This window comes from Asticcacaulis sp. EMRT-3, assembly GCF_030027245.1.
Classification (GTDB): domain Bacteria; phylum Pseudomonadota; class Alphaproteobacteria; order Caulobacterales; family Caulobacteraceae; genus Asticcacaulis.
On sequence record NZ_JASERT010000001.1, the window covers coordinates 2,231,335 to 2,256,928 of the forward strand.

The 25,594-nt window shown below is 59.2% G+C and carries 26 protein-coding genes; 17 read left to right on the forward strand and 9 right to left on the reverse strand.

From position 1 onward, the window contains the following. Positions 1-84: 84 nt before the first annotated feature. Positions 85-1,617, reverse strand: a complete 1,533-nt coding sequence (gene atpA, locus QB905_RS10630; protein ID WP_282975003.1) for a F0F1 ATP synthase subunit alpha — start codon at positions 1,615-1,617, stop codon at positions 85-87. A gap of 5 nt (positions 1,618-1,622) precedes the next feature. Then, positions 1,623-2,177, reverse strand: a complete 555-nt coding sequence (locus QB905_RS10635) for a F0F1 ATP synthase subunit delta (RefSeq protein WP_282975004.1) — start codon at positions 2,175-2,177, stop codon at positions 1,623-1,625. 315 nt (positions 2,178-2,492) lie between these two features. Here QB905_RS10635 and QB905_RS10640 point away from each other — a divergent pair, with 315 nt between their 5' ends. After that, positions 2,493-3,227, forward strand: coding sequence for a TerC family protein (locus QB905_RS10640; RefSeq protein ID WP_282975005.1), 735 nt, complete (start codon positions 2,493-2,495; stop codon positions 3,225-3,227). Positions 3,228-3,335: 108 nt separating this feature from the next. On the opposite strand, the gene QB905_RS10645 is transcribed toward QB905_RS10640, so the two are convergent. Next, the gene (locus tag QB905_RS10645) at positions 3,336-4,205 is read right to left on the reverse strand and encodes a glutamate racemase (RefSeq protein WP_282975006.1); all 870 of its coding nucleotides are present in this window, start codon (positions 4,203-4,205) and stop codon (positions 3,336-3,338) included. Positions 4,206-4,356: 151 nt separating this feature from the next. Between QB905_RS10645 and QB905_RS10650 the strand changes: the two genes are divergently transcribed. Together QB905_RS10650 and QB905_RS10655 are read left to right on the forward strand one after the other, a co-directional pair. After that, entirely contained in the window at positions 4,357-5,592 is a 1,236-nt protein-coding gene (locus tag QB905_RS10650) for an argininosuccinate synthase (RefSeq protein ID WP_282975007.1), read from the forward strand. A gap of 215 nt (positions 5,593-5,807) precedes the next feature. After that, positions 5,808-6,344, forward strand: a complete 537-nt coding sequence (locus tag QB905_RS10655; protein ID WP_282975008.1) for a CC0125/CC1285 family lipoprotein — start codon at positions 5,808-5,810, stop codon at positions 6,342-6,344. A gap of 38 nt (positions 6,345-6,382) precedes the next feature. Here QB905_RS10655 and QB905_RS10660 read toward each other — a convergent pair whose 3' ends face one another. Continuing rightward, entirely contained in the window at positions 6,383-7,150 is a 768-nt protein-coding gene (locus QB905_RS10660; protein WP_282975009.1) for a DUF6065 family protein, read from the reverse strand. Positions 7,151-7,212: 62 nt separating this feature from the next. Between QB905_RS10660 and QB905_RS10665 the strand changes: the two genes are divergently transcribed. From QB905_RS10665 to QB905_RS10680, 4 genes are all read left to right on the forward strand, one after another. After that, positions 7,213-7,722, forward strand: a complete 510-nt coding sequence (locus tag QB905_RS10665) for a prolyl-tRNA synthetase associated domain-containing protein (RefSeq protein WP_282975010.1) — start codon at positions 7,213-7,215, stop codon at positions 7,720-7,722. Positions 7,723-7,929: 207 nt separating this feature from the next. Next, positions 7,930-8,304: a GxxExxY protein gene (locus QB905_RS10670; protein WP_282975011.1), complete on the forward strand. Its 375-nt coding sequence runs from the start codon at positions 7,930-7,932 to the stop codon at positions 8,302-8,304. 85 nt (positions 8,305-8,389) lie between these two features. Then, positions 8,390-9,262 carry a thioredoxin gene (gene trxA / locus QB905_RS10675; RefSeq protein WP_282975012.1) on the forward strand — a complete coding sequence of 291 codons (873 nt, stop codon included), beginning with the start codon at positions 8,390-8,392 and terminating at the stop codon, positions 9,260-9,262. Positions 9,263-9,272: 10 nt separating this feature from the next. Beyond that, the gene (locus QB905_RS10680; protein ID WP_282975013.1) at positions 9,273-9,482 is read left to right on the forward strand and encodes a Trm112 family protein; all 210 of its coding nucleotides are present in this window, start codon (positions 9,273-9,275) and stop codon (positions 9,480-9,482) included. Positions 9,483-10,063: 581 nt separating this feature from the next. Here QB905_RS10680 and QB905_RS10685 read toward each other — a convergent pair. After that, positions 10,064-11,344 (reverse strand): UbiH/UbiF/VisC/COQ6 family ubiquinone biosynthesis hydroxylase, encoded by a 1,281-nt coding sequence (locus tag QB905_RS10685; RefSeq protein WP_282975014.1) that lies wholly within the window; start codon positions 11,342-11,344, stop codon positions 10,064-10,066. Positions 11,345-11,524: 180 nt separating this feature from the next. Here QB905_RS10685 and QB905_RS10690 point away from each other — a divergent pair, with 180 nt between their 5' ends. The 4 genes from QB905_RS10690 to QB905_RS10705 all read left to right on the forward strand — a co-directional run bounded on the left by QB905_RS10690 (position 11,525) and on the right by QB905_RS10705 (position 16,461). Next, positions 11,525-13,957 carry an FtsK/SpoIIIE family DNA translocase gene (locus QB905_RS10690; RefSeq protein WP_282975015.1) on the forward strand — a complete coding sequence of 811 codons (2,433 nt, stop codon included), beginning with the start codon at positions 11,525-11,527 and terminating at the stop codon, positions 13,955-13,957. A 405-nt stretch (positions 13,958-14,362) separates the two neighbouring features. Continuing rightward, positions 14,363-15,031: a LolA family protein gene (locus QB905_RS10695; protein ID WP_282975016.1), complete on the forward strand. Its 669-nt coding sequence runs from the start codon at positions 14,363-14,365 to the stop codon at positions 15,029-15,031. A 205-nt stretch (positions 15,032-15,236) separates the two neighbouring features. Further along, a complete protein-coding gene (xth, locus tag QB905_RS10700; RefSeq protein ID WP_282975017.1) occupies positions 15,237-16,037 on the forward strand; it encodes an exodeoxyribonuclease III in 801 nt (266 codons plus the stop codon). Between the two features lies 1 nt (position 16,038). Next, entirely contained in the window at positions 16,039-16,461 is a 423-nt protein-coding gene (locus tag QB905_RS10705) for a hypothetical protein (RefSeq protein WP_282975018.1), read from the forward strand. A 221-nt stretch (positions 16,462-16,682) separates the two neighbouring features. On the opposite strand, the gene QB905_RS10710 is transcribed toward QB905_RS10705, so the two are convergent. Both QB905_RS10710 and QB905_RS10715 read right to left on the reverse strand, forming a co-directional pair. Then, entirely contained in the window at positions 16,683-17,120 is a 438-nt protein-coding gene (locus QB905_RS10710; protein WP_282975019.1) for a ribonuclease E inhibitor RraB, read from the reverse strand. 21 nt (positions 17,121-17,141) lie between these two features. Beyond that, positions 17,142-17,828 carry a response regulator transcription factor gene (locus QB905_RS10715; RefSeq protein ID WP_282975020.1) on the reverse strand — a complete coding sequence of 229 codons (687 nt, stop codon included), beginning with the start codon at positions 17,826-17,828 and terminating at the stop codon, positions 17,142-17,144. 47 nt (positions 17,829-17,875) lie between these two features. On the opposite strand from QB905_RS10715, the gene QB905_RS10720 reads away from it, so the two are divergent. After that, positions 17,876-18,415, forward strand: coding sequence for a L,D-transpeptidase family protein (locus tag QB905_RS10720; RefSeq protein WP_282975021.1), 540 nt, complete (start codon positions 17,876-17,878; stop codon positions 18,413-18,415). Between the two features lie 4 nt (positions 18,416-18,419). On the opposite strand, the gene QB905_RS10725 is transcribed toward QB905_RS10720, so the two are convergent. Beyond that, positions 18,420-19,106: a YggS family pyridoxal phosphate-dependent enzyme gene (locus QB905_RS10725; RefSeq protein ID WP_282975022.1), complete on the reverse strand. Its 687-nt coding sequence runs from the start codon at positions 19,104-19,106 to the stop codon at positions 18,420-18,422. Here QB905_RS10725 and QB905_RS10730 point away from each other — a divergent pair. Then, entirely contained in the window at positions 19,100-19,735 is a 636-nt protein-coding gene (locus tag QB905_RS10730) for a thiamine phosphate synthase (RefSeq protein ID WP_282975023.1), read from the forward strand. The two genes, QB905_RS10725 and QB905_RS10730, sit on opposite strands and share 7 nt — an antisense overlap. Here QB905_RS10730 and QB905_RS10735 read toward each other — a convergent pair. Further along, positions 19,732-20,184, reverse strand: coding sequence for an NtrZ family periplasmic regulatory protein (locus QB905_RS10735; RefSeq protein WP_282975024.1), 453 nt, complete (start codon positions 20,182-20,184; stop codon positions 19,732-19,734). The genes QB905_RS10730 and QB905_RS10735 overlap by 4 nt on opposite strands. A 480-nt stretch (positions 20,185-20,664) precedes the next feature. On the opposite strand from QB905_RS10735, the gene QB905_RS10740 reads away from it, so the two are divergent. Genes QB905_RS10740 through holA form a run of 4 tightly spaced genes read left to right on the forward strand, consistent with a single transcriptional unit; the run spans position 20,665 to position 25,417 of the window. Beyond that, a complete protein-coding gene (locus tag QB905_RS10740) occupies positions 20,665-21,204 on the forward strand; it encodes a DUF3576 domain-containing protein (protein WP_282975025.1) in 540 nt (179 codons plus the stop codon). 28 nt (positions 21,205-21,232) lie between these two features. Next, positions 21,233-23,788: a leucine--tRNA ligase gene (gene leuS / locus QB905_RS10745; protein ID WP_282975026.1), complete on the forward strand. Its 2,556-nt coding sequence runs from the start codon at positions 21,233-21,235 to the stop codon at positions 23,786-23,788. Position 23,789: 1 nt separating this feature from the next. Next, positions 23,790-24,368 (forward strand): LPS assembly lipoprotein LptE, encoded by a 579-nt coding sequence (gene lptE, locus QB905_RS10750; RefSeq protein ID WP_282975027.1) that lies wholly within the window; start codon positions 23,790-23,792, stop codon positions 24,366-24,368. Continuing rightward, positions 24,365-25,417, forward strand: coding sequence for a DNA polymerase III subunit delta (gene holA, locus QB905_RS10755; RefSeq protein ID WP_282975028.1), 1,053 nt, complete (start codon positions 24,365-24,367; stop codon positions 25,415-25,417). The genes lptE and holA overlap by 4 nt, the downstream gene beginning before the upstream one ends. Positions 25,418-25,594 lie beyond the last annotated feature (177 nt).

Genomic DNA, 25,594 nt, shown 5'->3' on the forward strand with positions numbered 1-25,594 from the left:
TATTGCCAATCCGAAGCTTGAAGCGTTTCATCGCTTCGGATTGACGTTTTTTGTTGAAGAGGTTTGATCAAGATCAAACTTTCCTTAAGCGAAGTTGGCGGCGAAATCGGACACGATGCCCTTGAGCTTGTCTTCCAGATCGGCCGACAGCGCCTTTTGGGTGCGGATGGCGTCGAGCAGGTCGGTGTGGCGCGTGCGCAGCAAAGACAGGAATTCCTTTTCGAAACGACCCACTTCACCGACGGCAATCGCGTCGAGATAACCGCGCGTACCGGCATAGATCACGCAGACCTGTTCCTCGACCTTCAGCGGCGAATATTGCGGCTGCTTGAGGATTTCGGTCAGGCGCGCACCACGGGCCAGCAGGCGCTGGGTGGCGGCGTCGAGATCGGAGCCGAACTTGGCGAAGGCCGCCATTTCACGATACTGGGCCAGATCGCCCTTGATCGCGCCAGCCACCTGTTTCATCGCCTTGATCTGGGCGGACGATCCGACGCGCGACACCGACAGACCGACGTTCACAGCCGGACGGATGCCCTGATAGAAGAGGTCGGTTTCGAGGAAGATCTGACCGTCGGTGATCGAGATCACATTGGTCGGGATATAGGCCGACACGTCATTGGCCTGGGTTTCGATGATCGGCAGGGCGGTCAGCGAGCCCGAACCATTCTCTTCATTGAGCTTGGCGGCGCGTTCCAGCAGGCGGGAATGGAGGTAGAAGACATCGCCCGGATAGGCTTCGCGGCCCGGCGGACGGCGCAGCAGCAGCGACATCTGGCGATAGGCGACGGCCTGCTTGGACAGATCGTCATAGATGATCAGGCCGTGCATACCATTATCGCGGAACCATTCGCCCATCGCGCAACCGGCGAACGGCGCCAGGAATTGCAGCGGGGCAGGCTCGGACGCCGTGGCCGACACGATGATCGTGTAGTCGAGCGCGCCGTTTTCTTCCAGCGTCTTGACGATCTGGGCGACGGTCGAACGCTTCTGGCCGATGGCGACATAGATACAATAGAGCTTGGCTTTTTCGTCGTCGCCCGCATTGATCGCCTTCTGGTTCAGAATGGCGTCGATGGCCACGGCGGTCTTGCCGGTCTGGCGGTCACCGATGATCAGTTCGCGCTGGCCACGGCCCACCGGGATCAGGGTATCGATGGCCTTGATGCCGGTCTGCACGGGTTCATGCACCGACTTGCGCGGGATGATGCCGGGCGCTTTCACGTCGACGCGGCTATATTCGGTGGCGGCAATCGGGCCCTTGCCGTCGATCGGCTCACCCAGCGGATTGACAACGCGACCGAGCAGGCCACGGCCCACCGGCACCTGCACGATTTCGCCGAGACGGCGCACTTCGTCGCCTTCGGCGATTTCGCGGTCTTCGCCGAAGATAACGACGCCGACATTGTCCTTTTCGAGGTTCAGGGCCATGCCCTTGACGCCCGCCTTGGGGAACAGCACCATTTCACCGGCCTGAACCTTGTCCAGCCCATAGACGCGGGCGATGCCGTCGCCGACCGACAGAACCGAACCGACATCGGAGACATCGACGTCTTCGCCGTAACCGGCAATTTGTTGCTTGAGGATGGCCGAGATTTCGGCAGCGCGAATGTCCATGATCTTTACGCTCTCTTAAGGGCGAATTTGAGGGAATCGAGTTTGGTTTTCAGGCTGGCGTCAAACAGACGCGAACCGACGCGGACCTTGAGCCCGCCGAGAATGGCCGGATCGACGCGCGTGTCGATGTCGGCCTGATGACCGAGCGCCTTGGCGAGGGTCTTTTTGAGGTCTTCGGCCTGCGGCTCCGTCAGGGCCACAGCCGTCGTCACTTCGGCGCTGACAATGCCCTTATGGGCGGCATAAAGCCTGCCAAACGCCGTGATGAAGGGAAACAGATGATCGAGGCGGCGATTGGCCGCCAGAACGCCGAGCGTCCTTTTGGTGAGATCCTGAAGCTTCAGCTTTTCCGCCACCGCCAGCAGGCCGTTCAGCTTCACATCCGACTTATAGACATGCGAGGTCAGGAAGGCGCGCAGTTCCGCGCTCTGTTCGAGCAGACCCTTCAGCGCCGCCACATCCTTCTGCACCTTGTCGAGAACCTTGTTGTCCCCGGCGAGATCGAAGGCGGCGCGGGCATAACGCTCGCCGGCTTCCGTTTCTCGAAATTGATCGTTCACGCCAAATTCCTAAAATAAAAGGGCGTCCCTTGAACGGGGCCCCAATGAAGACTTGTCCCCAATGAAACTTTCTCCAACAGAAAGACCTGGGGTTTTACAGAGACACGGAAAGGCGGGCGCAAAACCAGCGCCTCCGGCCTCCCTCAAGCCGCGCGCGTCCTTAGCATAGGCTTTTTGGCACCGCAACTGATCCGGCTGGCTTTTGTCCAAAATATCTTTTGTCATCCCACCTTGAGATTTAAGGCTTTTCTTTTATTTAAAAGAGGCTGTTACCTGACAGCACAAAAGACCTGATTTAAGGCGCGAGATAGTTTCATGGACGTTATAACGGCACTTATACTCGACCCCGCAGCCTGGGCTGCGCTTTTGACTCTTATTGTCATGGAAATTGTCTTGGGGATCGATAATCTGGTCTTCATTTCGATCCTGACCAATAAACTGCCGGAACACCAGCGCGGCAAGGCGCGCGCCATCGGTATGTTTGCTGCCCTGGGCCTGCGCGTGGCCCTGCTCGGCTCGATCTTCATCATCGTATCACTGAAAAAGCCGATCTTCGAGCTGTTCGGCCACGGCTTTTCGTGGCGCGACCTGATCCTGATCGCAGGCGGGCTGTTTCTTTTATATAAGGCCATCACCGAGATCATCGAAAGCACGGAAGGCCACAAGAAGGCCAGCGACGAAAAGCCGCAGGTGCGGGTGCCCGGCATGGCGGCGGCCATTGTGCAGATCCTGCTGCTCGATCTGGTCTTTTCGGTCGATTCGATCCTGACGGCGGTCGGCATGACCGATCACCTGCCGATCATGATCGTGGCGGTGCTGGTGGCCGTGGGGCTGATGTTCGCGGCTTCCGGCCCGATCTCGGCCTTCATCGCCAGCCGCCCGTCCATCGTCATGCTGGCGCTCGGCTTTTTGCTGATGATCGGCGTCATGCTGGTCATGGAAGGCTTCGGCCAGCACGTCGATAAGGGCTATATCTATGCCGCTATGGCCTTTGCCGGTTTTATCGAGGTGTTGCAGATGCTGCGCCGCAAGGCCCCCGATAAAGACTAGAGCGGTTTGCCTTCTGACTGAATCGGTCAAAGGAATGCAACCCACTCTACATTTTACGTTTTCAGGATCTCGCATTCAATTTGTAAGTCAAATTAAACGCTCGTTGCTCTAGGCGGCCCTGACGACATCCGCGCTTTCAAACACAAGCGGCGCACCCCAGAAGCTGGCCGCCAGGGCCGAGGCCGGGCCGGGCTGGCCGGTGGTCAGGAAGACGCGCCCGCCGCCGTGCCCGATCTCATAATCCGGGTGGCGCTCTATATAGCTGCTTAAGGCCCGCGCCACCGCTTCGGGCTGGCCGATCAGTTGGGTGGTGTCCGGCAGGTTTTCGCGGAACAGATCGGCAATGATCTCATAATGGGTGCAGCCCAGAATAGCGCGGTCGGGATAACGGCCAATCCGACTTTTCAGCGCCGCGACATGGCTTTTGATGACAGCGCTCAAATCCTTGCGCGGCGCGTCGCGTTCGATCATATCGGCCAGACCCGAACAGGCCTCGGTGAAGACACCGATATCGGGTCGGCGCTTGTCGATCTCGATCTCGTAAACGCGCGACCGCGCCGTGGCGGCGGTGGCGAAAATCCCGACCACATCACGCTTTTCCAGCGGGGTCAGGCTCGGTTCGGCCTCATGCGCCCACGGCAGACCGGTGGCGGCCTCGATGGTCGGCACGATAATGCCGAGAATATTGACCGGACGGCGACTGACCTTGCGATAGTGCATCAGCCAGTTTTCCTGCAAACGGCGCAGCGCCGCCGCCGAGGCCGTGTTACAGGCCAGCACCACCAGAGACGCCCCCGCATCGAACAGGGTTTCGCAGCAGCTTTGCGTCAGGGCGACGATCTCTTCGCCGGGCCGGTCGCCATAGGGGGTGTTTTTCTGATCGGCCAGATAGAGAAAATCAGCCTGCGGCAGGTGGGCGGTCAGGGCGCGGTGGATGGACAGGCCGCCAATGCCGGAATCGAAAACGCCAATGGCCATGCAACGCACCGAAAATTTAGAGAAATATCGCTTTTAAGCCTTCTAGTGCTTTTGCCCTGATCCGTAAAGCGGGCGCGCAGCCGGATTTGCCCTTGCATCCTGACGGCCAAGCCCGTAAATCGCGCCACAAACTCATACAAGGTTCAAGGCCATGTCCGCTCCCACAGATAAGCCCGTCCGTAAAGTCGTTCTCGCCTATTCGGGCGGCCTCGACACCTCGATCATCCTGAAGTGGCTGCAAACTGAGTATCAGGCCGAAGTGGTCACCTTCACCGCCGATCTCGGTCAGGGCGAGGAGCTGGAACCGGCGCGCAAAAAGGCCGAGCTGCTCGGCATCAAGCCGGAAAACATCTTTATCGAAGACCTGCGCGAAGAATTTGTCCGCGATTACGTCTTTCCGATGTTCCGCGCCAATACGGTCTATGAGGGCCAGTATCTGCTCGGCACTTCGATTGCCCGCCCGCTGATCGCCAAGAAGCAGATCGAGATTGCCCGTAAGGTGGGCGCTGATGCGGTGTGCCACGGCGCCACCGGCAAGGGCAATGATCAGGTGCGTTTCGAGCTGGGCTATTATGGTCTTGAGCCCGACATTCGCGTTATTGCGCCGTGGCGCGAATGGGAGTTCGCCTCGCGCGAAGCCCTGCTCAACTTCGCCGAACAGCACCAGATCCCCATCGCCAAGGACAAGCGCGGCGACGCGCCGTTTTCGGTCGATGCCAATCTGCTGCACTCCTCCTCCGAGGGCAAGGTGCTGGAAGATCCGGCGGTCGAAGCGCCGGAATTCGTCTATCAGCGCACGATTGCCCCCGAAGCCGCGCCGGACACCCCGACCGTCTTCACCATCGATTTCGAACGTGGCGACCCGGTGGCCATCAATGGCGAGGCCATGTCGCCCGCCACCCTGCTGGCCAAACTGAACCAGCTTGGCCACGATAATGGCGTCGGTCGTCTCGATCTGGTTGAAAACCGCTTTGTCGGCATGAAGTCGCGCGGCGTTTATGAAACACCGGGCGGCACCATCCTGTTGGCGGCGCACCGTGGCATTGAATCGATCACGCTCGACCGTGGCGCCATGCACCTGAAGGACGAGCTGATGCCGAAATACGCATCCATCGTCTATAATGGCTTTTGGTTCTCGCCGGAGCGCGAAATGCTGCAAGCGGCCATCGACTATAGTCAAGCCAAGGTGACGGGCCGCGTCACGGTCAAGCTTTATAAGGGCAACACCACCATCATCGGCCGCGAGAGCCCCTATTCGCTGTACGATCAGGAACTGGTGACGTTCGAAGAGGGCAAGGTGGCCTATGATCACCGCGATGCCGCCGGTTTCATCAAGCTCAATGCGCTGCGCCTTCGCGTGGCCGCGAAGCGCGATCGGCGCGGCTAACTGATGGGGTTTGGGGCCCGAGGCCCCAAGTCTTCCTCCTTCTTTTCCGTCTTTCGCCCGCAAGGGGCGGAAGGCGGAAAAGAAAAGATGCAGGTTTGTGGGGTCGCCGACCCCACGCCCCATCAGTTGGTCAGCGCCACCCCCAAAATTGCCACATTGACGGATCAAACTCCTGATCCATAATGATAAGCATCCGTTGTGGGGAGAATCTGTAAATGAAACGTCTTGGTATCGCCTTGGCCGCCGCGGCCAGCCTGACCCTTCTGTCCGCCTGCGCCACCGCCACCCCCTATCAGGCGGCCAGCCTGACCTCCGGCAGCTATCATCCCGGCTATACCGATACCCGCATCGAAGACGACCGCTACCGCATCGGCTTTTCCGGCAATGACCTGACCTCGCGCGAAACGGTCGAGAACTATATGCTCTACCACGCCGCCGAACTGACCCTGAAGGCCGGTTATGACTGGTTTGAGGTCATCAAGCGCGACACCGACCAGAAAACCCGCACCGTCTCCACCCCCGATGACCCGCTGTGGGGCAATATGTCGTGGCGCTTCTATGGTCGCAGCCGCTGGAGTGGCTGGGGCATGGGCTTCGATGACTGGGATTCGGTGCAATATACGCGCTATGAAGCCAATGCCGAAATCCTGATGCACAAGGGCGCCAAACCCGATGGCGACCCCGCCGCCTATGACGCCCACGCCGTCAAGGCCAATCTCGAACGCCAGATCGTCCGGCCCGTTCCGAAATAGCTTCAGCAAAAAGGCCGGTGCTGAACCGGCCTTTTTTCTTATCTGCGTGATTTGGGGCGAAGAATTTTCGGGGTCTTGAGGCGGCGCTTATTCATGTGCTCCTCGATCTTCTCCACCCCGCCTGACGGGGCCGGCTTCTCGCCACGGAAATAGAACTTCTGCCACTGTTCCTTAACCGCTTCGGGATCGCGGCGCGTCAGGCTGTCATTAAATTCGCTGCGCATCTTCGCCCAGGCCTGAAACTGGTTTTTCAGATCGGGATCGCTTTCCAGCGTCTTGATCACCGGCTGAATCTCGTCCTGCTTTTTGTGCTCGACCACCTGAATGAAGCAAAACGGCTCGCCCTTCTTGAAGCTGACCGCGCCGGGGCGCGTCATCAGCCAGTTCATGGTGAAGGGAAAGGGCAGCCAGTCGGTTTCGACCAGCCCATTGAGCGGCTGGATGCCGTCCTTGACATGGTTGGGCGCACCCGATGCCTGCACCGCAAAGCCCGGCGGCGTGCGGAACATATAGCCGGTGTGAAACGTCACGACGCCGTGCGTAAAGTGCGATGTCACCAGATGTTCGAGATTATAGTTCGGGTCGGTGTCACAGCCGATAATCAGGTCGTCCTTGCCCTTGCCGCCATTCCAGATAATGGTGAAATCGACCGGGCAGAGGATTTCCCAGCCGGTCGTATTGGCCATCGTCAGGGGCAGGCAGCGATAGGGAAAACGCGATTGAAACGCATCCATCCAGTCGCGCTCGGGCCGTCCCGGCACGATTTCGGGCGGATAGGTGGTCATGACAAAGCATTCAAGTTCCATCATTTGCCTCTTGATGATTCCGGCTTTTCTATCTCAGGCGATATGGGTAAGACTTGGGCCGCATGACCGGCACCCGTTACACGCCTGAAAAACTGCTCGCAGCCTTAGACGATTTGGGGCTGAAAACAAGCACGCATCACCACGAAGCCGTGTTCCGCGTCGGCGAAGGCGACGACATCAAGGCGCAACTGCCCGGCGCCCACACCAAAAACCTGTTTTTGAAGGACGATAAAGGCCAGCTCTGGTTGATCTCCGCCGAACAAACGACGCAGATCAACCTGAAAGCCCTGCCGAAAATGATCGGTTCCGGGCGATTGAGCTTCGGCTCGGAGCAGCGGCTGTTCGATGCGCTGGGCGTGCGTCCCGGTTCGGTGACGGCGCTGGCCCTGATCCATGATCCTGAGCATAGGGTGAAATTCCTGCTCGATAAGGTGCTGGCCGAGGCCGAAACCGTCAACTTCCATCCGCTCACCAATACCGCCACCACCGCCCTGAGCCAGAGCGATTTCCGCGCCTTTCTGGCATCCTTGGGCCGCGAACCGGTGGTGGTGGATTTCACGACGGTGGTTTGAGGGAATCCACAGATGAACACAGATATTCAGGCCTGTTTCACGCTACCGCTATCGTAATAGCGCGACAGGCTATGAACGGCGCGAAGCGCCTGATAGCCATGTCCTGGGCAACGCCTTTTTGCACAGTGGTCGCGAATCATCTGTGTTTATCTGTGTGCATCTGTGGATAATAAACAAAGCGTGACACAAGAATCTAGGGGGGAAGGTATGTCTCAAAGCGATCGTGATCCACAAACCTACGCCGTCATCGGCGCGGCAATGGAAGTTCATAATATACTGGGCATGGGTTTCCTCGAAGCTGTCTATCAGGAAGCCTTGGCCGTGGAATTCGCGGATCAAGGCATACCTTACAGACGCGAACATTCTCTGCCTGTCCGGTATAAAACAACAGTTCTGGCCTGCGCCTATAGGGCGGATTTCGTTTGCTTTGATAACTTTATCGTCGAGATCAAGGCTTTGTCGCGTCTTTCAGGCGCTGAAGACGGCCAGATGCTGAATTACCTCAAAGCGTCCGGTATCAAAAAAGGCCTGCTTCTGAATTTCGGAACCAGCCAATTGGCTTATCGTCGCTTTGTCGTGTGACATCTGCGCGTTCGCTTCGGTTGGTCGCTTGACTCCGCTGCCTCGGAAGACCATCTGACAAGCATACAGTTTGAGAGGCGACAGCATGGCCAGCAACGATCCCAATATTATCGACGGTTCCGAACAGACCTTCATGAACGATGTCGTCGAGGCCTCGATGACCACGCCGGTGATCGTCGATTTCTGGGCGCCGTGGTGCGGGCCGTGCCGTCAGTTGGGCCCCGCGCTTGAAAAGGTGGTGGGCGAGCAAAAAGGCAAGGTGAAGCTGGTCAAGATCGATGTCGATCAGAACCAGGCCATCGCCGCCCAGCTTCGCGTCCAGTCGATTCCCACCGTCTATGCCTTTGTCGGTGGCCGTCCGGTCGATGCCTTTATGGGCGCGAAATCGGAAACCGAACTGCGCACCTTTATCGAGAAACTCGGCATTGCGGACTCAGGCCCGACGGTCGAGGACACGCTGGCCTTGGGCGCTCAGGCGCTGGCGCAGGGCGACGTCACCTCGGCGCTCGAAGCCTACAGTTTCATCCTGGAGCAGGACCCGGAAAACCCCAAGGCGCTGGCCGGTATGGCGCGCGTCTATCTGAAGACCGGTCAGGCCGAGCAGGCGCGCGCCTTCCTCGATCAGGCCCCGAAAGACATCAACGACCCCGACATCGCCGCCGTGCGCGCCATGCTCGAACTGGCCGGCGACGGGCCCACCGACATCCCGGCCTTACGCGCAAAAGTGGCCGCCAATGACCGCGATTTCGAGGCGCTGTATGATCTGGGCCGGGCATTGGCAGCCCAAGGCGATACCTCGGAAGCCATCGACACCTTGCTCGAAATCGTCAAATACGAGCCGGACTGGAACGGACAGGCGGCGCGTCAGTATCTGTTCAAGATTTTCACAGCAGTCGGTAATGACTCCCCCGTCGTCAAGGCGGGCCGCCGCCGCCTGTCCTCCATGCTGTTTTCGTAAAGAGATAAAGATGAGCGACCTTGATTCCGCCAAGCCCGATGCCGAAATCGACCCGCGCCTGCTGGAGGCGCTGGTCTGCCCGGTCACGCGCCGCCCGCTCACCTATGACAAGGCGGCCCAGGAACTGATCAGCCCCACCGCCGGCCTGGCCTTTCCGGTGCGTTCCGGGGTACCGATCATGCTGGTCGATCAGGCGCGCCGGTTCGATCCGGTGAAGTAATAAGAACCCCGCATCATTTTTGATGCGGGGCCATTTTATTCCCTAGCGTTTGCTATTGGGAGTAATACGTATCGGCTTCCAGGTTGCCCCCGGAGTAGTTGTGGGAGGCAAAGGCTTGTTGTCGGGAACCGTCGTAAAATTTGGACGAGGCCCGCCACGGGGGCCGACTTCTTGAAAAATTCCACCTTTGTTGCCGGTGGATTGGCCTGGTTTCTGACCCATAGGTCAAGCTCCTTAGAAATAAGAATAATATTCTGCGAAGCATTGCTATTTTAGAGCTTTTAAAAGCTGCAATTTGAACTAGAATCCAAACTTAGGAGATGCTTCGCGTCTTCTGCTAGAGGGGAGGATCGATTTATGCCGCTAAACATTGGATCGACCTTCCCTCACACTCGTTTTGATCGCTAACGCCAACCGCTACGAATAATTTGGTTGATTTTCTGGGCAGAACACCTCCGACTCGCATATGTTGTATACAAGCGATAATAAACCACAAAATGCGGTTATGTTGGAGTCGATTTGTTGGTTTCGTTGTGACTTTTTAGTTAATGCACAGTTAAAAGCATAACCAATTAAAATTACTACACATTTTCGCCCTTCAGCAACCTCGGCAAGTCACCCGTGGCGGCACCCGCATCCTCCATCACGAAGGTGCGCAAGGCTGGCACGCGGTTGAAGATGCCCATGCCGACATCGCGCACCGTGCGCACCAGCGGGTTGCCGGTCGAAAACAGCCGCACGAAACCATCCATGATCGCGGCGGTCGAGACATTATCGAAGCGCCGCCATTTGGCATAACGCTCCAGCACCAGATCGGAGCCCAGGTCTTCGCCCAGCCGCGCCGCTTCGATTAGCACTTCGGCGAGGGCCGCCACATCCTTCAGGCCGAGATTAAGCCCCTGTCCGGCAATCGGATGGATGCCGTGGGCCGAATCGCCCACCAAAGCCAGCCGCCCCTTGTGCATCTCCTGCGCTAATCCTAAGCCCAAGGGATAGATGAACTTATCGCCTATCAGCTCGACCTCGCCCAGGAAATCACCGAAACGCGCCATCAGATGCGCATGGAACAGTTCGGGCCGCACGCTCATCAGCGCCTTCGCCTTGGCGTGTTTTTCCGACCAGACGATGCAGGCGCGGTTCCCGGTCAGAGGCAGGATGGCGAAAGGCCCGGTCGGCAGGAAATGCTCATAGGCCACATGGCCGCGCTCAAGAAGCGAAGCGTTAGCGCTACGAGAAACTGGCGGCTTTTCCATCTTCACCGTGCAGACCACGGCGCTCTGGTCGTAGTTCCAGTGGATGTGGTGAATGCCCGCCTTGTCGCGCAAAGAGGAACGCCGCCCTTCCGCCGACACGATCAAAGGCGCACGCAAAACCTCACCCGTATCAAGTTCGATCTCGGCCATCGACGCGGTTTCACGGCTGTCGCTGACCGATACCGGGCTGAACAGATCGACGCCGCTTTGGGTGATCGCCTCGTACAGCGCCTTCCGGGTCTGGCGGTTTTCGACCATATAGCCGAGCGGCTCATCGCCGGTACTATCTGAGATTTCACTCGCCGTAAAATGCAGGAAAAACGGCAGGGGCTTGGGCGAGGCCGCCCCCGGCAAATGGCCATCGCTGACCACAATCTCATCCATGCGGCAGGCATGGTGTTCCAGCACCTGACCGACGCCGAGCGCCTGCCATTGCCGGAAACAGGCATAGGCAATCGCCGAGGCGCGCCCGTCATAGGCCACATCGAGTATATCATCAAACGACTGGCGCTCGACCAGCGCCACGTCCAGCCCGCCCTGCTTCAGGGCCAGGGCCAGGGTCATGCCGGCCATGCCTGCGCCTGCGATCACCACATCATAGTTTTTCATGAAAAACACCTCTGCCTTTTATCATAGAGGCCGCCCCGAAAAGCGCAATGCACAGAGGTCGCGTGCCCCTTTCCGCCGTCGAAAAATGCGCGCCCATCGCACATCGTAAACAGGTTTTAACCATTTCCGTGGCAAGTGGGAGCCTTGCTGCTTCCTCTCTCTTCCTGTTTTGAATGTGATATGGCCACACTGACCGCAACCCTCTGGACCGCTTTTGATACGCACCTGCGCGCCATCTGGCGCTCGGCACCAATGGCGCGGATGCGGGGTGCCTTTATTACGCTGGCCGGAGCGGTGGGCATGGTGTCGCTGGCCACCTATAATGCCGACGATCCCAGCCTCAACACGGCGTCGAGCGGCGAAGTCCATAATGCGCTTGGCTATTACGGGGCGATCATGGCCGACATTGCCGCCCAGTCGCTGGGGCTGGCCGCCTGGCCCGCCGCCGCCCTGATGGTCTATTTTGGCCTGCAACGCACCTTCCATCCCGATCCCGACCAGACGCGCGGCAAGCTGCGCCTGCACGCCTTATGGGCCGTGCTGTTCGTGCTGGCCCTGGCCGCCGCCATCGCGCCGCTCAACAGCGGCAGCGATCCGGTGGTGGCGCGCAGCTTTGGCGGTTTCTGGGGCGCGGGCCTTAACCACCTGCTGTTCGCCCTGTTCGATTTCATGCACCTGCCGGGCGCGCTGATCGTGGCCAGCCTGATCTTCGCCGGTATCGCCGTCTTTGCCTTCAACCAGACCTTCAGCCTGAAATTCGACGCCTATTTGCGCGCCGGTCAGGCTACGGCCTCGATGCTGGCCGAGGCGATGGGCCGCCTGACCCACCGCGCCACCTCACCCGATGAGGATGCCGCGCCCGTGCGCCCGAAACGCGCCCGCAAGACCAAGACCTTTATCGATGAAGGCGCCTATGACGGCGCCATCGACGAAGATCCCGGCTTTTCACCGCGCATGGCCTTTTCGCCGGAAGACGACAGCGTGCCGGACTTCGCGCCGCGCATCCTGTCCGATAAGCCGGTAGCCGCGCCTGTGGTCAGCGACATCAAACCGCTGAAGCCCTCAGCCCGCGAAGCCGCTGAAAAACAGCCGGAATTCGAATTCCTGCGCCCCGGTCATTTCCGCCTGCCTGAGCTGTCCATCCTCGCCAAGCCCAAGCCGCGCAGCCATACCTTCGACGAAGACTCCTTGCGCCAGAACGCCCGGATGCTGGAAAGCGTGCTGGCCGAATTCGGCGTCAAGGGGGTGATCGACCAGATCCGGCCCGGCCCGGTGGTGACACTCTACGAACTGGCCCCGGCGGCGGGTGTGAAGGGCGCGCGCGTCGTGGCCCTGGCCGACGACATCGCCCGCAACATGTCGGCGCGTTCGTGTCGCGTCTCGATCGTGCAGGGCCGCAACGCCATCGGTATCGAACTGCCCAACCAGAAGCGCGAAACCGTTTATCTGCGCGACCTGCTGGCCAGCCGCGAATATGAAAATACCGGCCACACCCTGCCGATGGCGCTGGGTGAATCGATCGGCGGCGACCCCTATATCACCGATCTGGCCAAGATGCCGCACCTTCTGATTGCGGGCACCACCGGTTCGGGTAAATCGGTCGGCGTCAATGCCATGATCCTGTCGATCCTGTACCGCCTCGATCCTGAGCAGTGCAAATTCATCATGATCGACCCCAAGATGCTGGAACTTAGCGTCTATGACGGCATTCCGCATCTGCTGACCCCGGTGGTCACCGATCCGAAAAAGGCGGTGGTGGCGCTGAAATGGACGGTCAAGGAGATGGAAGACCGCTATCGCCGCATGTCGAAGATCGGCGTGCGCAATGTGGCCAGCTATAATGAACGCGCCCGCGCCACCGCCGCCGAGGGCAAGAATTTCGTGCGCAAGGTGCAGACCGGTTTTGATGAAACCGGCCAGCCCGTCTATGAAATCGACGAAATGGTGCCCGAACCCATGCCCTATCTCGTCGTGGTCATCGACGAGGTGGCCGACCTGATGATGGTGGCGGGCAAGGATATTGAGGGCGCGGTGCAGCGTCTGGCTCAGATGGCGCGCGCCGCCGGCATCCACCTGATCATGGCCACGCAGCGCCCGTCGGTCGATGTCATTACCGGCACGATCAAGGCCAATTTCCCGACGCGTATCTCGTTTCAGGTCACATCGAAGATCGATTCGCGCACCATTCTGGGTGAACAGGGGGCCGAACAACTGCTCGGCCAGGGCGACATGCTCTATATGGCGGGCGGCGGGCGCATCACCCGCCTGCACGGGCCGTTCGTCTCCGATGAGGAGGTCGAGGCCGTGGCGCAATATCTGCGCGATCAGGGCACGCCCAACTATCTCGAAGACGTCACCTATGGCGGCGATGAGGAGAGCAGCGAAGGCGGCGCGGGCGAAGGCGGCGGATCGGGCGATGATCTTTATGACAAGGCCGTCTATTACGTCACTTTTGATCGCAAGGCCTCCACCTCCTATATCCAGCGCAAGCTCCAGATCGGTTATAACCGCGCTGCCTCGCTGATGGAGAAGATGGAGATGGAAGGCGTGGTCGGCCCGGCCAACCATGTCGGCAAGCGCGATATTCTGGTCGGCCCGCCTCCGGGGCATTAGGGGTCAGCGGCGGGGGGCTTCGCATCGGTCGTTCGATCCGTGCTTGCCTTTCGTTCACTCCGGCTTCACTTTACGGCCACTTTCCGGCGCTGAAATGTCTTTTTCGCGCCCTGCAATTGCCTTGGCGGGCATTTAGGTTGCTAGAGCCTGATGCATAGGTTCTAGAGCCTGATGCATGGGTTTGCATCGCTTACTTCCCTTCTCCCCTTGGCTTAAAAGGGGAGAAGGTGGCCTGAACGGAGTGAAGGTCGGATGAGGGGCTTGATGGGTACACAAAGAATGCCCCTCACCCGGTCGCCATCGCTGCGCTTGGCTCCCGTCCTCTCCCCGCTTCGCAGGGAGAGGGGAAGACAGCGATTCCAAGTCAAATCATTCTAGACAATCGCCAAACACGAAAGACACCGCATGTCCCTGACCCGCCGCCTGTTGCTGACAGCCTTAGCCGCTGCCGCCCTGTCATCCACCGCCCTGCCCGTCATGGCGCAAAGCGGCAAGAACCAGTTCTCCGGCCTGATCGCCGTGCCCAGTTTCAATGCCGCCGACAAGGCGCGCATCGCCGAGGCCACGCGCAGCCTGCAAGACATTTCGAGCGCATTGGGCCGGTTCGAACAGACCGATTATCGCGGTCGTATCACCCACGGCACCTGGTATCTGCAACGCCCCGGCAAGATGCGCTTTGAATATGATCCGCCCTATTCGGTGGTGATCGTCTCCGATGGCAAAACCGTCAGCATGTGGGATCCGCGTCTTGAAACCGTTGATCGCGTCCCTCTGAGTGAAACCCCGCTGTCGCTGTTTCTGGCCCGCCAGGTGCGTCTCGATCAGGGCGTGGTGGTGACCGCCGTCACCTCCGATGCGCACGGCTTCTTCCTGCGCGCCCGCGACCGCCGCCAGCAGGTGGAGGGCTCGGTCACGCTCGGCTTTGATCAATTGCCGGGTGGCAAGGCCCGCCTGCGCGAATGGACGATCATCGACGCCCAGAACCGTTCGACCAATGTGCGCCTGACCAGCTATGGCCCCGGCGTCAATCGCCCGGATTTATTTGTGCTTAATAAGCATCAGGTCGAAAAATAACGGCCAATTCACATTTTATCTTGCAGTTTTTTTCGTTGAGTGTTATTTTTCACACATCGGATCGCACTTCGGTCGGTCAGGCGTTCAGCGCTTTCTGAACATACGTTTTTTCTTTTTTCTCTTCGTGTTATGTGCCAAATCTCGCCCGGTTCCCCTCTCAGGAACCGGGCTTTTTTGCGCCCGTCTCTGGAATTTTGGAGGTCTTGTGCGGCTCAGCCTTGCTTCGTGGAATATCAATTCGGTGCGGCTGCGCATCGATCAGGTGGCGCGCTTTGCTGCCGAACAGGCGCCTGATGTCCTGTGTTTGCAGGAGATCAAGTGCCAGAGCCACGAATTTCCGCGTGAAGCTTTTGAGGCGATGGGCTATCCGCACCTGCTGGTCACCGGCCAGAAGGGCTGGCACGGCGTGGCCTTGGCCTCAAAAATCCCGTTCGAGGTGCTGGAAACCCCGGCCTTTTGCCGCCGTGGCGAGGCGCGCGCTCAGGCGATTACAATCGGCGGGGTGGAGATTCAGAACTTCTATATTCCGGCGGGCGGCGACATTGCTGACCGGATCGAGAACGACAAGTTCGACCACAAGCTGACCTTTTACGAGCGCCTGACCGAAAGCCTGTATAACCGCCCTGCCGATGCGCCCCTCTTGATCTGCGGCGATCTCAATATTGCACCGGGCGAATTCGACGTCTGGGGCCACAAACAGATGCTGAAAACGGTCAGCCACACGCCGCCGGAACTGGCCGCCTTCCAGATATTGATGGAGGCCGGTGACTTTCACGATCCTTTCCGCGCCGCCTATCCCGACCCGCAGAAGATTTTTTCGTGGTGGAGCTATCGCGCCGCCGATTTCCGCAAATCCAATCGTGGCTTGAGACTCGATCACATCCTGCTCAATCCGGCCTTGCGCGCCCAGATCAAGGGCGAGGTGCAGGCCGTGATCCACGACACGGTGCGCGAATGGCAGCGCCCGTCCGACCACGCTCCGATCCAGGTCAGTTTCGAGATTTAGAATGCCCGACTTAGCCGAGAGCCTGTTGCCCGCCGGGATTCTGGCGAAAGCCGATTTTCGCTTCAACGAATATGCCTGGCGCGTGGCCGACCTGCCCGACGTGATTGCGGCGGCGCAAGAGATGGGCCTGCTCAATCTGGGCGGCCAGTTGCAGATTCGTACGCCCGAAGCCATCGGCGAATGCTATTGGGTGGCCACCGACCCGTGCGCCCATGTGGCCGAAGACCTGCCGTGGGAGGTGCGTGTGCGCATGTCCGCTGAATTATCGTTGCGCGATCTGGCCGAGATTCAGGCCGAGTTCGACTTCGCACAGGAGATAACCGAAGCCTTCCCCGAACCGGTGGCGGCCTTTATCGCCGCGGGCGGCGATCTCAACGCGGCCATCTGGTTTACGTGGTATGTAGCAGAGGAAGAGGCGAGCTGAAATTGCCAAGGCCTGATGCCTTGTTCTGAAATTGCCTTCCTCCCCTCTCCCTGCGAAGCGGGGAGAGGACGGGAGCCAAGCGCAGCGAAGGTGACCGGGTGAGGGGCATTCTTTATTTGCCTGCCAAACCCCTCATCCGGCCTTCACTATGTTCAGGCCACCTTCTCCCCTCACGAGGGGAGAAGGGAAAATCAGGTGATGCACGTTGATATTCTCGTGCTTTAATTGCGCAGCGTCCAGCCATCATATGTGCCGTCTGCATGTTTGGCGGCAGCGGAAAGCTCATGCCGGATTTCATCCATCTTCTCAGATGACGGAATGAGTCTCAGAGTAATCGTCAAGCCCCAACCATGATCGTTTTTATCGATATGGCTTTCGATCATATCGAAATTACGCGTGAGTCCAAAGGACACTTCACCAGCCTTTTCTTCACTGTCAAACGACATGTGGAAATCAACAAGCTGCTCAGGCTTGAGATCATAACCATCGTGCCAGTAATCGTAGAACCTTTTGCCATCTTCAGAATTATAGCGCTTAGAATTCTTCTGTTGGCCAGATTTGGCGGCATAAATGATCACGCGGACAAGCCGGATACACAGGAAAGCAGCCCCAACCGCCCAGAGCCAGTGGCGATACCTGACCAAAAAATCCCAGACCATGCGTTCCCCCCAAAACGATCATTAGAACTGCAATCTATACCCGCCCGCATCGGTCATCAGCAGGCGCGCATTGGCCGGATCGGGTTCGATCTTTTGCCGCAGACGATAAACATGCGTTTCGAGCGTGTGCGTCGTCACTCCGGCATTATAGCCCCAGACCTCGGTCAGCAATTCCTCGCGTGACACCGGCTTGCCGCCGGCGCGATACAGATATTTGAGGATATTGGTTTCTTTTTCGGTCAGGCGCGTCTTCTTGCCGTTCTGATCGACCAGCACCTTCAGGGCCGGTTTGAACTCATAGGGCCCGATGCGGAAGGTGGCGTCTTCCGAGGTTTCGTGGCTGCGCACCTGGGCGCGGATACGCGCCAGCAGAACCGCAAAGCGGAACGGCTTGGTGACATAGTCATTGGCCCCGGCATCGAGGCCCAGGATCGTGTCGGAATCCGATACCTGCCCGGTCAGCATGATCACCGGCGTGGTCAGGCCGCCCTTGCGCAACATGCGGCAGGCTTCGCGGCCATCCATGTCGGGCAGATCGACATCGAGCAGGATCAGGTCGGCATTGATGCTCTTGCCCAGCTTCAGACCTTCGGTGCCGTTCGACGCCTGAACCACCTTGAACTCTTCGTGCAGTTCGAGCTGCTCGGCCAAAGCCTCGCGCAGTTCGTCGTCGTCATCGACAATGAGGAGGGTTTTTTGTTGAACCATGATCCTGTATCTTGGGTTTTTTGTTATGGTTGAGCGCAGACGGCACCATGGTCAAGATGTTTACCGCCCGTGCGGATGGCACGTTTTTCTCAGACCAACATAAGGTGCGTTGCGCGCTGGGGAAAGGGGGCGTTCGTCCTGCAAACGAGAAAAGAGAGGGGGATGGCGCGTCACCGGCCGGAATCTGGCCGATTCGCCACGTTTTTTACCGTCCCGACCGGCTGGCAGCCCCCGAAACGCAGCTTAAACTTATACCACTCACCCCCGATGATGGCTGGTGTGACGATTCGAAAGCCGCCCAATATAATCGCCACGTCAGATTGCCGTTTGCCGCCAGCCACGAAACCCTGTGGCGCGACGATCATCTGTACGACGTGATCGTGGTGCTCGGCCATAATGACGACCCGCCCGTGCCCGGCATGGGTTCGGCCATTTTCGCCCATATCGCCAAGCCCGATTACAGCGGCACCGAGGGCTGCGTGGCGCTGGCCCTGCCCGACATGCTGGCCTTACTGCGCGTGGCTGAACCGGGGGACGCGATTGAGATTGTTACGGGGCGTGGGGTCGATTGGCCCCAAACCCCGTAGCGTCTCACCGCGCGCCGAACAGCGCCGAACCGACGCGGATTTCGTTGGAACCGAAAGCCAGAGCCGTTGCAAAATCATCGCTCATCCCCATGCTGAGATGGCCCATACCGTTGCGCGCCGCAATCTTGCCCAACAACGCAAAATACGGCCCGCGCGGCCCCTCCACCGGAGGGATGCACATCAGGCCTGTAATATTCAGACCATAGGTGTCGCGCGCCGTTTTCAAAAACGCATCGGCTTCTCCCGGCAAAACGCCCGATTTCTGCGTCTCCTCGCCGATATTGATCTGCACAAAAAGCGCCGGATGGCGGCCCTGTTTCTGGATTTCATCAGCGATCGCGCGGGCGATCTTGTCGCGGTCGAGGCTTTCGATCACGTCGAAAAACGTCAGGGCCTCGGCGGCCTTATTGCTTTGCAGAGGGCCGATCAGGCGCAGATCGAGATCGGGATAGGCACCGCGCACATCGCCCCAGCGCGTCATGGCCTCCTGCACGCGGTTTTCACCAAACCGGCGCTGTCCGGCCAGTAATACCGGCTCAACCGCTTGCCACGGCTGGTTTTTCGATACCGCCGTCAGATAAGCTGCATCGGACGCGCGGCCCGCCGCCTTCAGGGCCTTGTGCATCCTTGCCATCAGCTTAAGATAGGCAGAGGCTGTTTCGGCTTCTGGCCCGGTATCTGGCAATGACATATGCAACCCGTTTTCAATATCTCTATGACAAGGCGCGCCTTTTAGCGCATAGCGGCCCTGCGATAAAGCCGGGCGCCTTGCCGCCTCTGTTTTTCTTCACCGACCCCAAGCGCACGCCTCACCCCGAAGACATAGCCAGCCTGCTGCCGATGGGCTGCGGTATCGTCTATCGTCATTTCGGCGAGACTCATGCTCTGCAACGCGCCCGGCTTTTGCGCCGCATCGCCGATGATCGCGGCCTGACCCTGCTGATCGGCGAGGATGCGGCCCTGGCGCTGGAGGTCGGTGCCGACGGTATCCACCTGGCCGAACGCAGCCGGGCCCGCGCCGAAAGCCTGAAACTGGCCGCGCCCGAACTGATCCTGACCATCGCCTGCCATGAGGCGGACAATCTGCAAGATTTGCCGGAACGTGATGTTCTGTCTGCCGTCTTTATCTCGCCGGTCTTCGCCAGCCATAGTCCGTCAGCACAGGGCAAGGCGGCGCTCGGCCTCAAGGGCCTGCGCGCCTTCACCGAGGCGACCAGCCTGCCCGTCTATGGTCTGGGTGGCATCAATTGCGACACGATTACGCAACTGCACAACAGCGGACTGGCCGGGGTGGCCTGCATCGATGCGTTTACGGCCTAAAATTTAAACGTGGTTTCGAGGCGGACGCGCGGCTGCTTTCTGGCGTCCTGCGCCACCACCGCATTACCGGCTTCCGATTTCAGCGGGTCGGATTTTTCGCCGAAACCGAGGCTGCCGCCAACGCGCAGCGAGGGGGTCAGCTTATAGAAGGCGCCTGCGTCAATATCATTGATACCCGACGGGCTCATCTCAGGCTGGCTGACATCGAACTTGACGCCCCACTTGCTGCTGAGATCGAACTGATAGGTCTTGGACTGCAATTTGTTGAAACTGGTCGAAGAGTCGCTGATATAGCTGTCGGAACCGGACGCCATCGACGTCAGGGCCAGCGAAGAACTGGCACTATTGGCCCTGACCGTCTTTTGCGCCGTCACGGCCAGAGCATGGCTGGAGGTTCCGGCCAAAGCCAGAATCACCGCACTCAGCATCAGGTTCGTTACAGGTTTCATCGCCATTAAAGATCAGGTTACAGGTCGCAGTCAGTGTTTTTTTGGGGGTAGCCAGTCTGAAAAACAGACAAGTTACACATACTTACACACACATTTTGACATGCATGTGTCAAAAACCGATTAAGCCTTCTTGCCGCAGCGGTCAATTTGATATGGGGGCAAAAACGCCTCATGGATGTTTTCGCGCAGTTGATGTGTTGATTCCGCCACGCTTCTCACAGTTACAGTTTGGATCTTCGGCAGGTGCGCACGTTTGTCTGTTGCGATGGCGACGTAATTCCGGCGCAGAAATATCCCGCCTGCCGCATATCCGCCCTTATTTGCTGTTGAGTTAACAAACTTGTGAGCGCCCTCTTGTCACACCCCCCGACCGCCATGCTATAGAGGCCGGGCGCTGTGCAACGGCGGGAAAATAAAAAGACTTCGCGTCGGCAGGCACTTGCCGCTCGCGGGTTGCGAAAGATGCGGAGCGATCTTTTCATGATAAGCATGCGTAAACCTGCCCTTAAGGCCGCCATGGCGATGGCCGCGCTCGGCATGTGCCTGAGCTTCACCGCCTGCGCCAGCATGGGCAGCAAGGGCGGTGCCACCACTGCCTCGGCCAATACCACCGAGCCGGAGCAGGATCAGAAAATTCCCCTGTCGCATCTGTTTGGCGGCGGTCACAAAAAGACCAGCGCCTACAATGCCCAGGCCGGGATTGGCGTCAATGCCTATCTGTGGCGCGCCTCGCTCGACACCATCGCCTTCATGCCGCTGGCCTCGGCCGATCCGTGGGGCGGCACCATCATCACAGACTGGTACGCCAATCCTGAAAAGCCCGACGAGCGCTTCAAGATCACGGTCTATATCCTCGATTCACGCCTGCGCGCCGATGCGCTCAATGTGACGGTCAATAAGCAGGTTCTGCAAAATGGCCAATGGGTCGATGCCGATGTGTCGCAGCAGACACAGATCGACATTGAAAATGCCATTCTGAGCCGTGCGCGCGAACTGCGTCTGTCGGATGTCAAAAACTAAACCCACCTGCCGGATCCCCTAAAAATTAATGGCACGCTACAATCCTAAAGACGCCGAACCCCGACAGCTCAAACGTTGGGATGAAGCCGAGCTGTTTCTGACCAAAGTCGATCCGGTTAAGCCGAAATATTATGTGCTTGAGATGTTCCCCTATCCTTCGGGGCGCATCCATATGGGCCATGTGCGCAACTATGCGATGGGCGATCTGGTGGCCCGTTTCAAGCGCGCGCGCGGCTTCAATGTGCTGCACCCGATGGGCTGGGACGCCTTCGGTATGCCGGCGGAAAACGCCGCCATGGAGCGCAAGATCCACCCGAAGGGCTGGACCTACGATAATATTGCCAATATGCGCGGCGAGTTAAAGCGTCTGGGCCTGTCGATTGACTGGTCGCGTGAATTCGCCACCTGCGATCCGGCCTATTATGGCCAGCAGCAGAAATGGTTCATCGAACTTCTGAAAAACGATCTTGTCTATCGCCGGGAAAGCCAGGTCAACTGGGATCCGGTCGATATGACGGTGCTGGCCAATGAGCAGGTGATCGACGGCAGGGGCTGGCGTTCGGGGGCCGTGGTCGAGAAAAAGAAGCTGACCCAGTGGTTCATGCGCATCACGCGCTTTGCCGATGACCTGCTGGAGGGTCTGTCCACGCTGGAGCGCTGGCCCGAAAAAGTCCGCACCATGCAGGCCAACTGGATCGGCAAGTCGCTCGGCCTGAAGATGCGCTTCCCGTTTGCAGGGCGAGACGGTGCGGTCGAGGTCTATACCACGCGGCCCGACACCCTGTTTGGCGCATCCTTCATCGCCATCGCCGCCGATCATCCGCTGGCCATCGCTGAATCGGAAAAAAATCCCGAACTGGCGGCCTTTCGTAAATCGCTGGCCACGGGCGGCACCACCCAGGCCGAGATCGATACCGGTGAAAAGCTCGGCTTCGACACCGGGCTGAAGGTGGAGCACCCGTTCAAGCCCGGCGAAACCCTGCCCGTCTGGGTGGCTAATTTTGTGCTGATGGATTACGGCACGGGCGCGATTTTCGGCTGCCCGGCCCACGACCAGCGCGACCTCGATTTCGCCCGCAAATACGGCCTGCCGGTGCGCGAAGTCGTTCTGCCGCAAGGGGCGGACGCCGACAGCTTCACCGTCGGCAAAGACGCCTATACCGGCCCCGGCCACATCTTCCGCTCCGGCTTTCTCGACGGACTCGACATCGAGGCCGCCAAGCAGGCGGCGATCGACAAGATCGAAGCCATGCAGCTTGGCGAAGGGGCCACTGTGTTTCGCCTGCGTGACTGGGGCGTGTCGCGCCAGCGCTACTGGGGCTGCCCGATCCCGATCATCCACTGCGAAGCCTGCGGCGTCGTGCCTGTGCCCGACGACCAGTTGCCGGTGGTGCTGCCCGAAGATGTCACCTTCGATGTGCCCGGCAACCCGCTGGAACGTCACCCGACCTGGAAACACGTCAAATGCCCGCATTGCGCAGGTGACGCGCGGCGCGAAACCGACACGCTCGATACCTTTGTCGATTCCTCGTGGTATTTCGCCCGCTTCACCGATCCGAAATCACCGACCCCGATCAATAAGCAGGCTGCCGATTACTGGCTGCCGGTCGATCAGTATATTGGCGGCATCGAACACGCTGTTTTGCACCTGCTCTATGCCCGCTTTATCACCCGCGCCCTGAACCATTGCGGTTATCTCGACGTGAAGGAGCCGTTCGCGGGCCTGTTCACGCAAGGTATGCTGACGCACGAAACCTATAAGGACGCCGCCGGTCAGTGGGTTGAGCCCGCCGATGTCGATGTGATCAGCGAAGACGGCGCACGCGTGGCCAAACGCCTGTCGAGCGGCGAAATTCTGACGATTGGCGACATTGAAAAAATGTCGAAGTCGAAGAAGAACACTGTCGCGCCCGAAGATATTTTCAACACCTATGGCGTGGATTCGGCACGTCTTTTTGTTTTGTCCGATTCGCCTCCCGAACGCGATGTGCAGTGGTCCACCTCCGGCGTCGAGGGTTCGTGGCGCTTCACGCACCGCGTCTGGGATCAGTTCGACGGCCTGCCTGATGAAGATGTTCCGTGTACGGACGAAGCCGCCGCGCTGGAGCTGCGCAAGGCTGCCCATAAGGCCGTCAGCTTCGTCACCGATGGTTTTGAAGGCTTCCGTTTCAACGCCGCCATCGCCAAACTCTATGAGCTGGTGACGATCATCCGTAATGTCGAAATCGCCGTGGTCGGCTCTGCCGCGCGCCGCGAAGCGCTGGAGCTGCTGGTCGGTCTGATCGCGCCGGTCACACCGCATCTGGCCGAAGAATGCTGGACGCGCCTGGGCAAGCCGGGCCTGATCGCCGACGCGCCCTGGCCGAAATTCGATCCGGCCCTCGCCCAGGATGACGCCTATGTCATGCCGGTTCAGGTCAATGGCAAGCGGCGCGGCGAAATCCTGATCCCGGTCGGGGCTTCCGAAAGCGAAATTCGTGAAACCGCGCTTGCGGACGAAGGCGTTAAGCGTCATCTTGACGGCGTTTCGATCCGCAAGATCATTATCGTGCCGAACCGGATCCTCAATTTCGTGGTGGGATAGAATGCGCAGACTGTCACGATTGTCCGGCCTTGCTGCCGCCCTGACCCTGGCCGTGGCTCTGCCTTTGTCGGGTTGCGGATTCGTGCCGCTCTATGCCCAGAAGGGCGTCACATCGGGCCTGTCGGAGATCGATCTCGTGGTGCCACAGACGCGCACCGGCTATTTCCTCGAACAGAGCCTGCGCAACCAGTTGGCCAATGACGCCGCGACTCCTAAGCTGTACACGCTGAAAATCGCGCTCAAGGAAAACCATTATGGCATCGGCTATCAGGTCGATGACACCTCGACGCGCTCGGAAATTACGGCATCGGTCAGCTATGTGCTGATCGACAAGGCCAGCGGCAAGACCCTCTATCAGGACGGTTTCAGTGACACGGTCACCTATGACACCACCCGTTCGCCCTTCACCGGCGTGGTGTCGCAGCAGGATGGTCAGAAGCGTATAGCCACCGATATTTCGCAGAAGATCCAGACGGCGCTGGCCCTCTATTTTCATGGCGATGCGCCCGCGCCGAATGTTGTGAACAGCTTGCCCGGCGATGGCGACTCGACTTCTGAAACGGCCAAGCCTGCGTCATGAAGCTCGCCAAACGGGCCGAGATCGACGCTTTTTTCGCCAAGCCCTCGCCTGCCATTCTGGGTGCTCTGATCTATGGCAAGGATCGCAGTCAGGTGATCGAACGCGCCACGGGACTGGCCCGGCAGATCGTCAGCGACATCAATGATCCGTTCAATGTGTCGGTGCTGACCGATACCGACATCGACAACGATCCCGCCCGTCTCGAAGGCGAATTGCAGGCCCTGTCAATGATGGGCGGGCGGCGTCTGGTGCGTCTGAAATTCTTTTCCGAAAAAGCGGCGCTCGACAAGGCGGTGGCCGCCACCCTGAAAGCCCATGCCGCCGGTGATTTCAACCGCGAGGCCTTTATCGTCATCGAGGCCGGGGGTCTGGGGGCCGATTCTGCCCTGCGCCGTCTGGCCGACAGCGATAAGAGCCTCGTCAGCATCGCCTGTTATGAGGATGAAACCGGCGATGTGGTGCGCATGGCGCGCGAAACCCTGTCGGCCAATGGCGTAGCCCTATCAACCGCCGCGATGGATATTTTCGTGCAGCGCCTGCCCAAGGAGCGCGGCATTGCCCGTCAGGAAATCGAACGCCTGATCCTGTTTATCGGCCCCGGTTCGCACAAGACCTTGAGCGAAGTCGAATTGCAGGATTTTCTCGGCGTCGAGCCCGAAGCCTCTTTGTTCAAGGCGGCGGCTGATGCGTTCGGCGGCCGCATGAAGGCGACCCAGGCCGGCTTGCGCCGCGCCTTTGCCGAGGGCGAAAGCGGCGCCGATGCCCTGCGCGCCTTAAGCCAGCATTATAACAAGCTGAAGCTGCTCAAAAGCCTGCTCGAAAAGGGCGCGGGCACCAAGGAGGCAACACGCGCCGCCGGGGTTTTCTGGAAGGACGAAAACGACATGCTGCGTCAGGCCCAGGCCTGGAGCTTTCCTCCGCTTGACGCCCTGGCCGCCGACCTCATTCAGGCCGACAAGGCGTGCAAATCGACCGGCATGCCCGATCTGCTGATTTCAGAGCGCCTCTATCTGCAAGTGGCGGGCAAGGCGGCGCGCGCCGGATTGTAAACGTCCGCGCTTTTGCTTTCTGCGGATGCGTCCTCCAGACACAGCAAGACAATTGCCGGTTCCGGCAGAGTGTGTTATCGCTCCGGTAATACTCAGACATATAAACATGGCAGGGACGTAATTTCAGGACGCCATCACCGCCATGCTGATGAGGCGCGCCCTGAACACAAATATAAA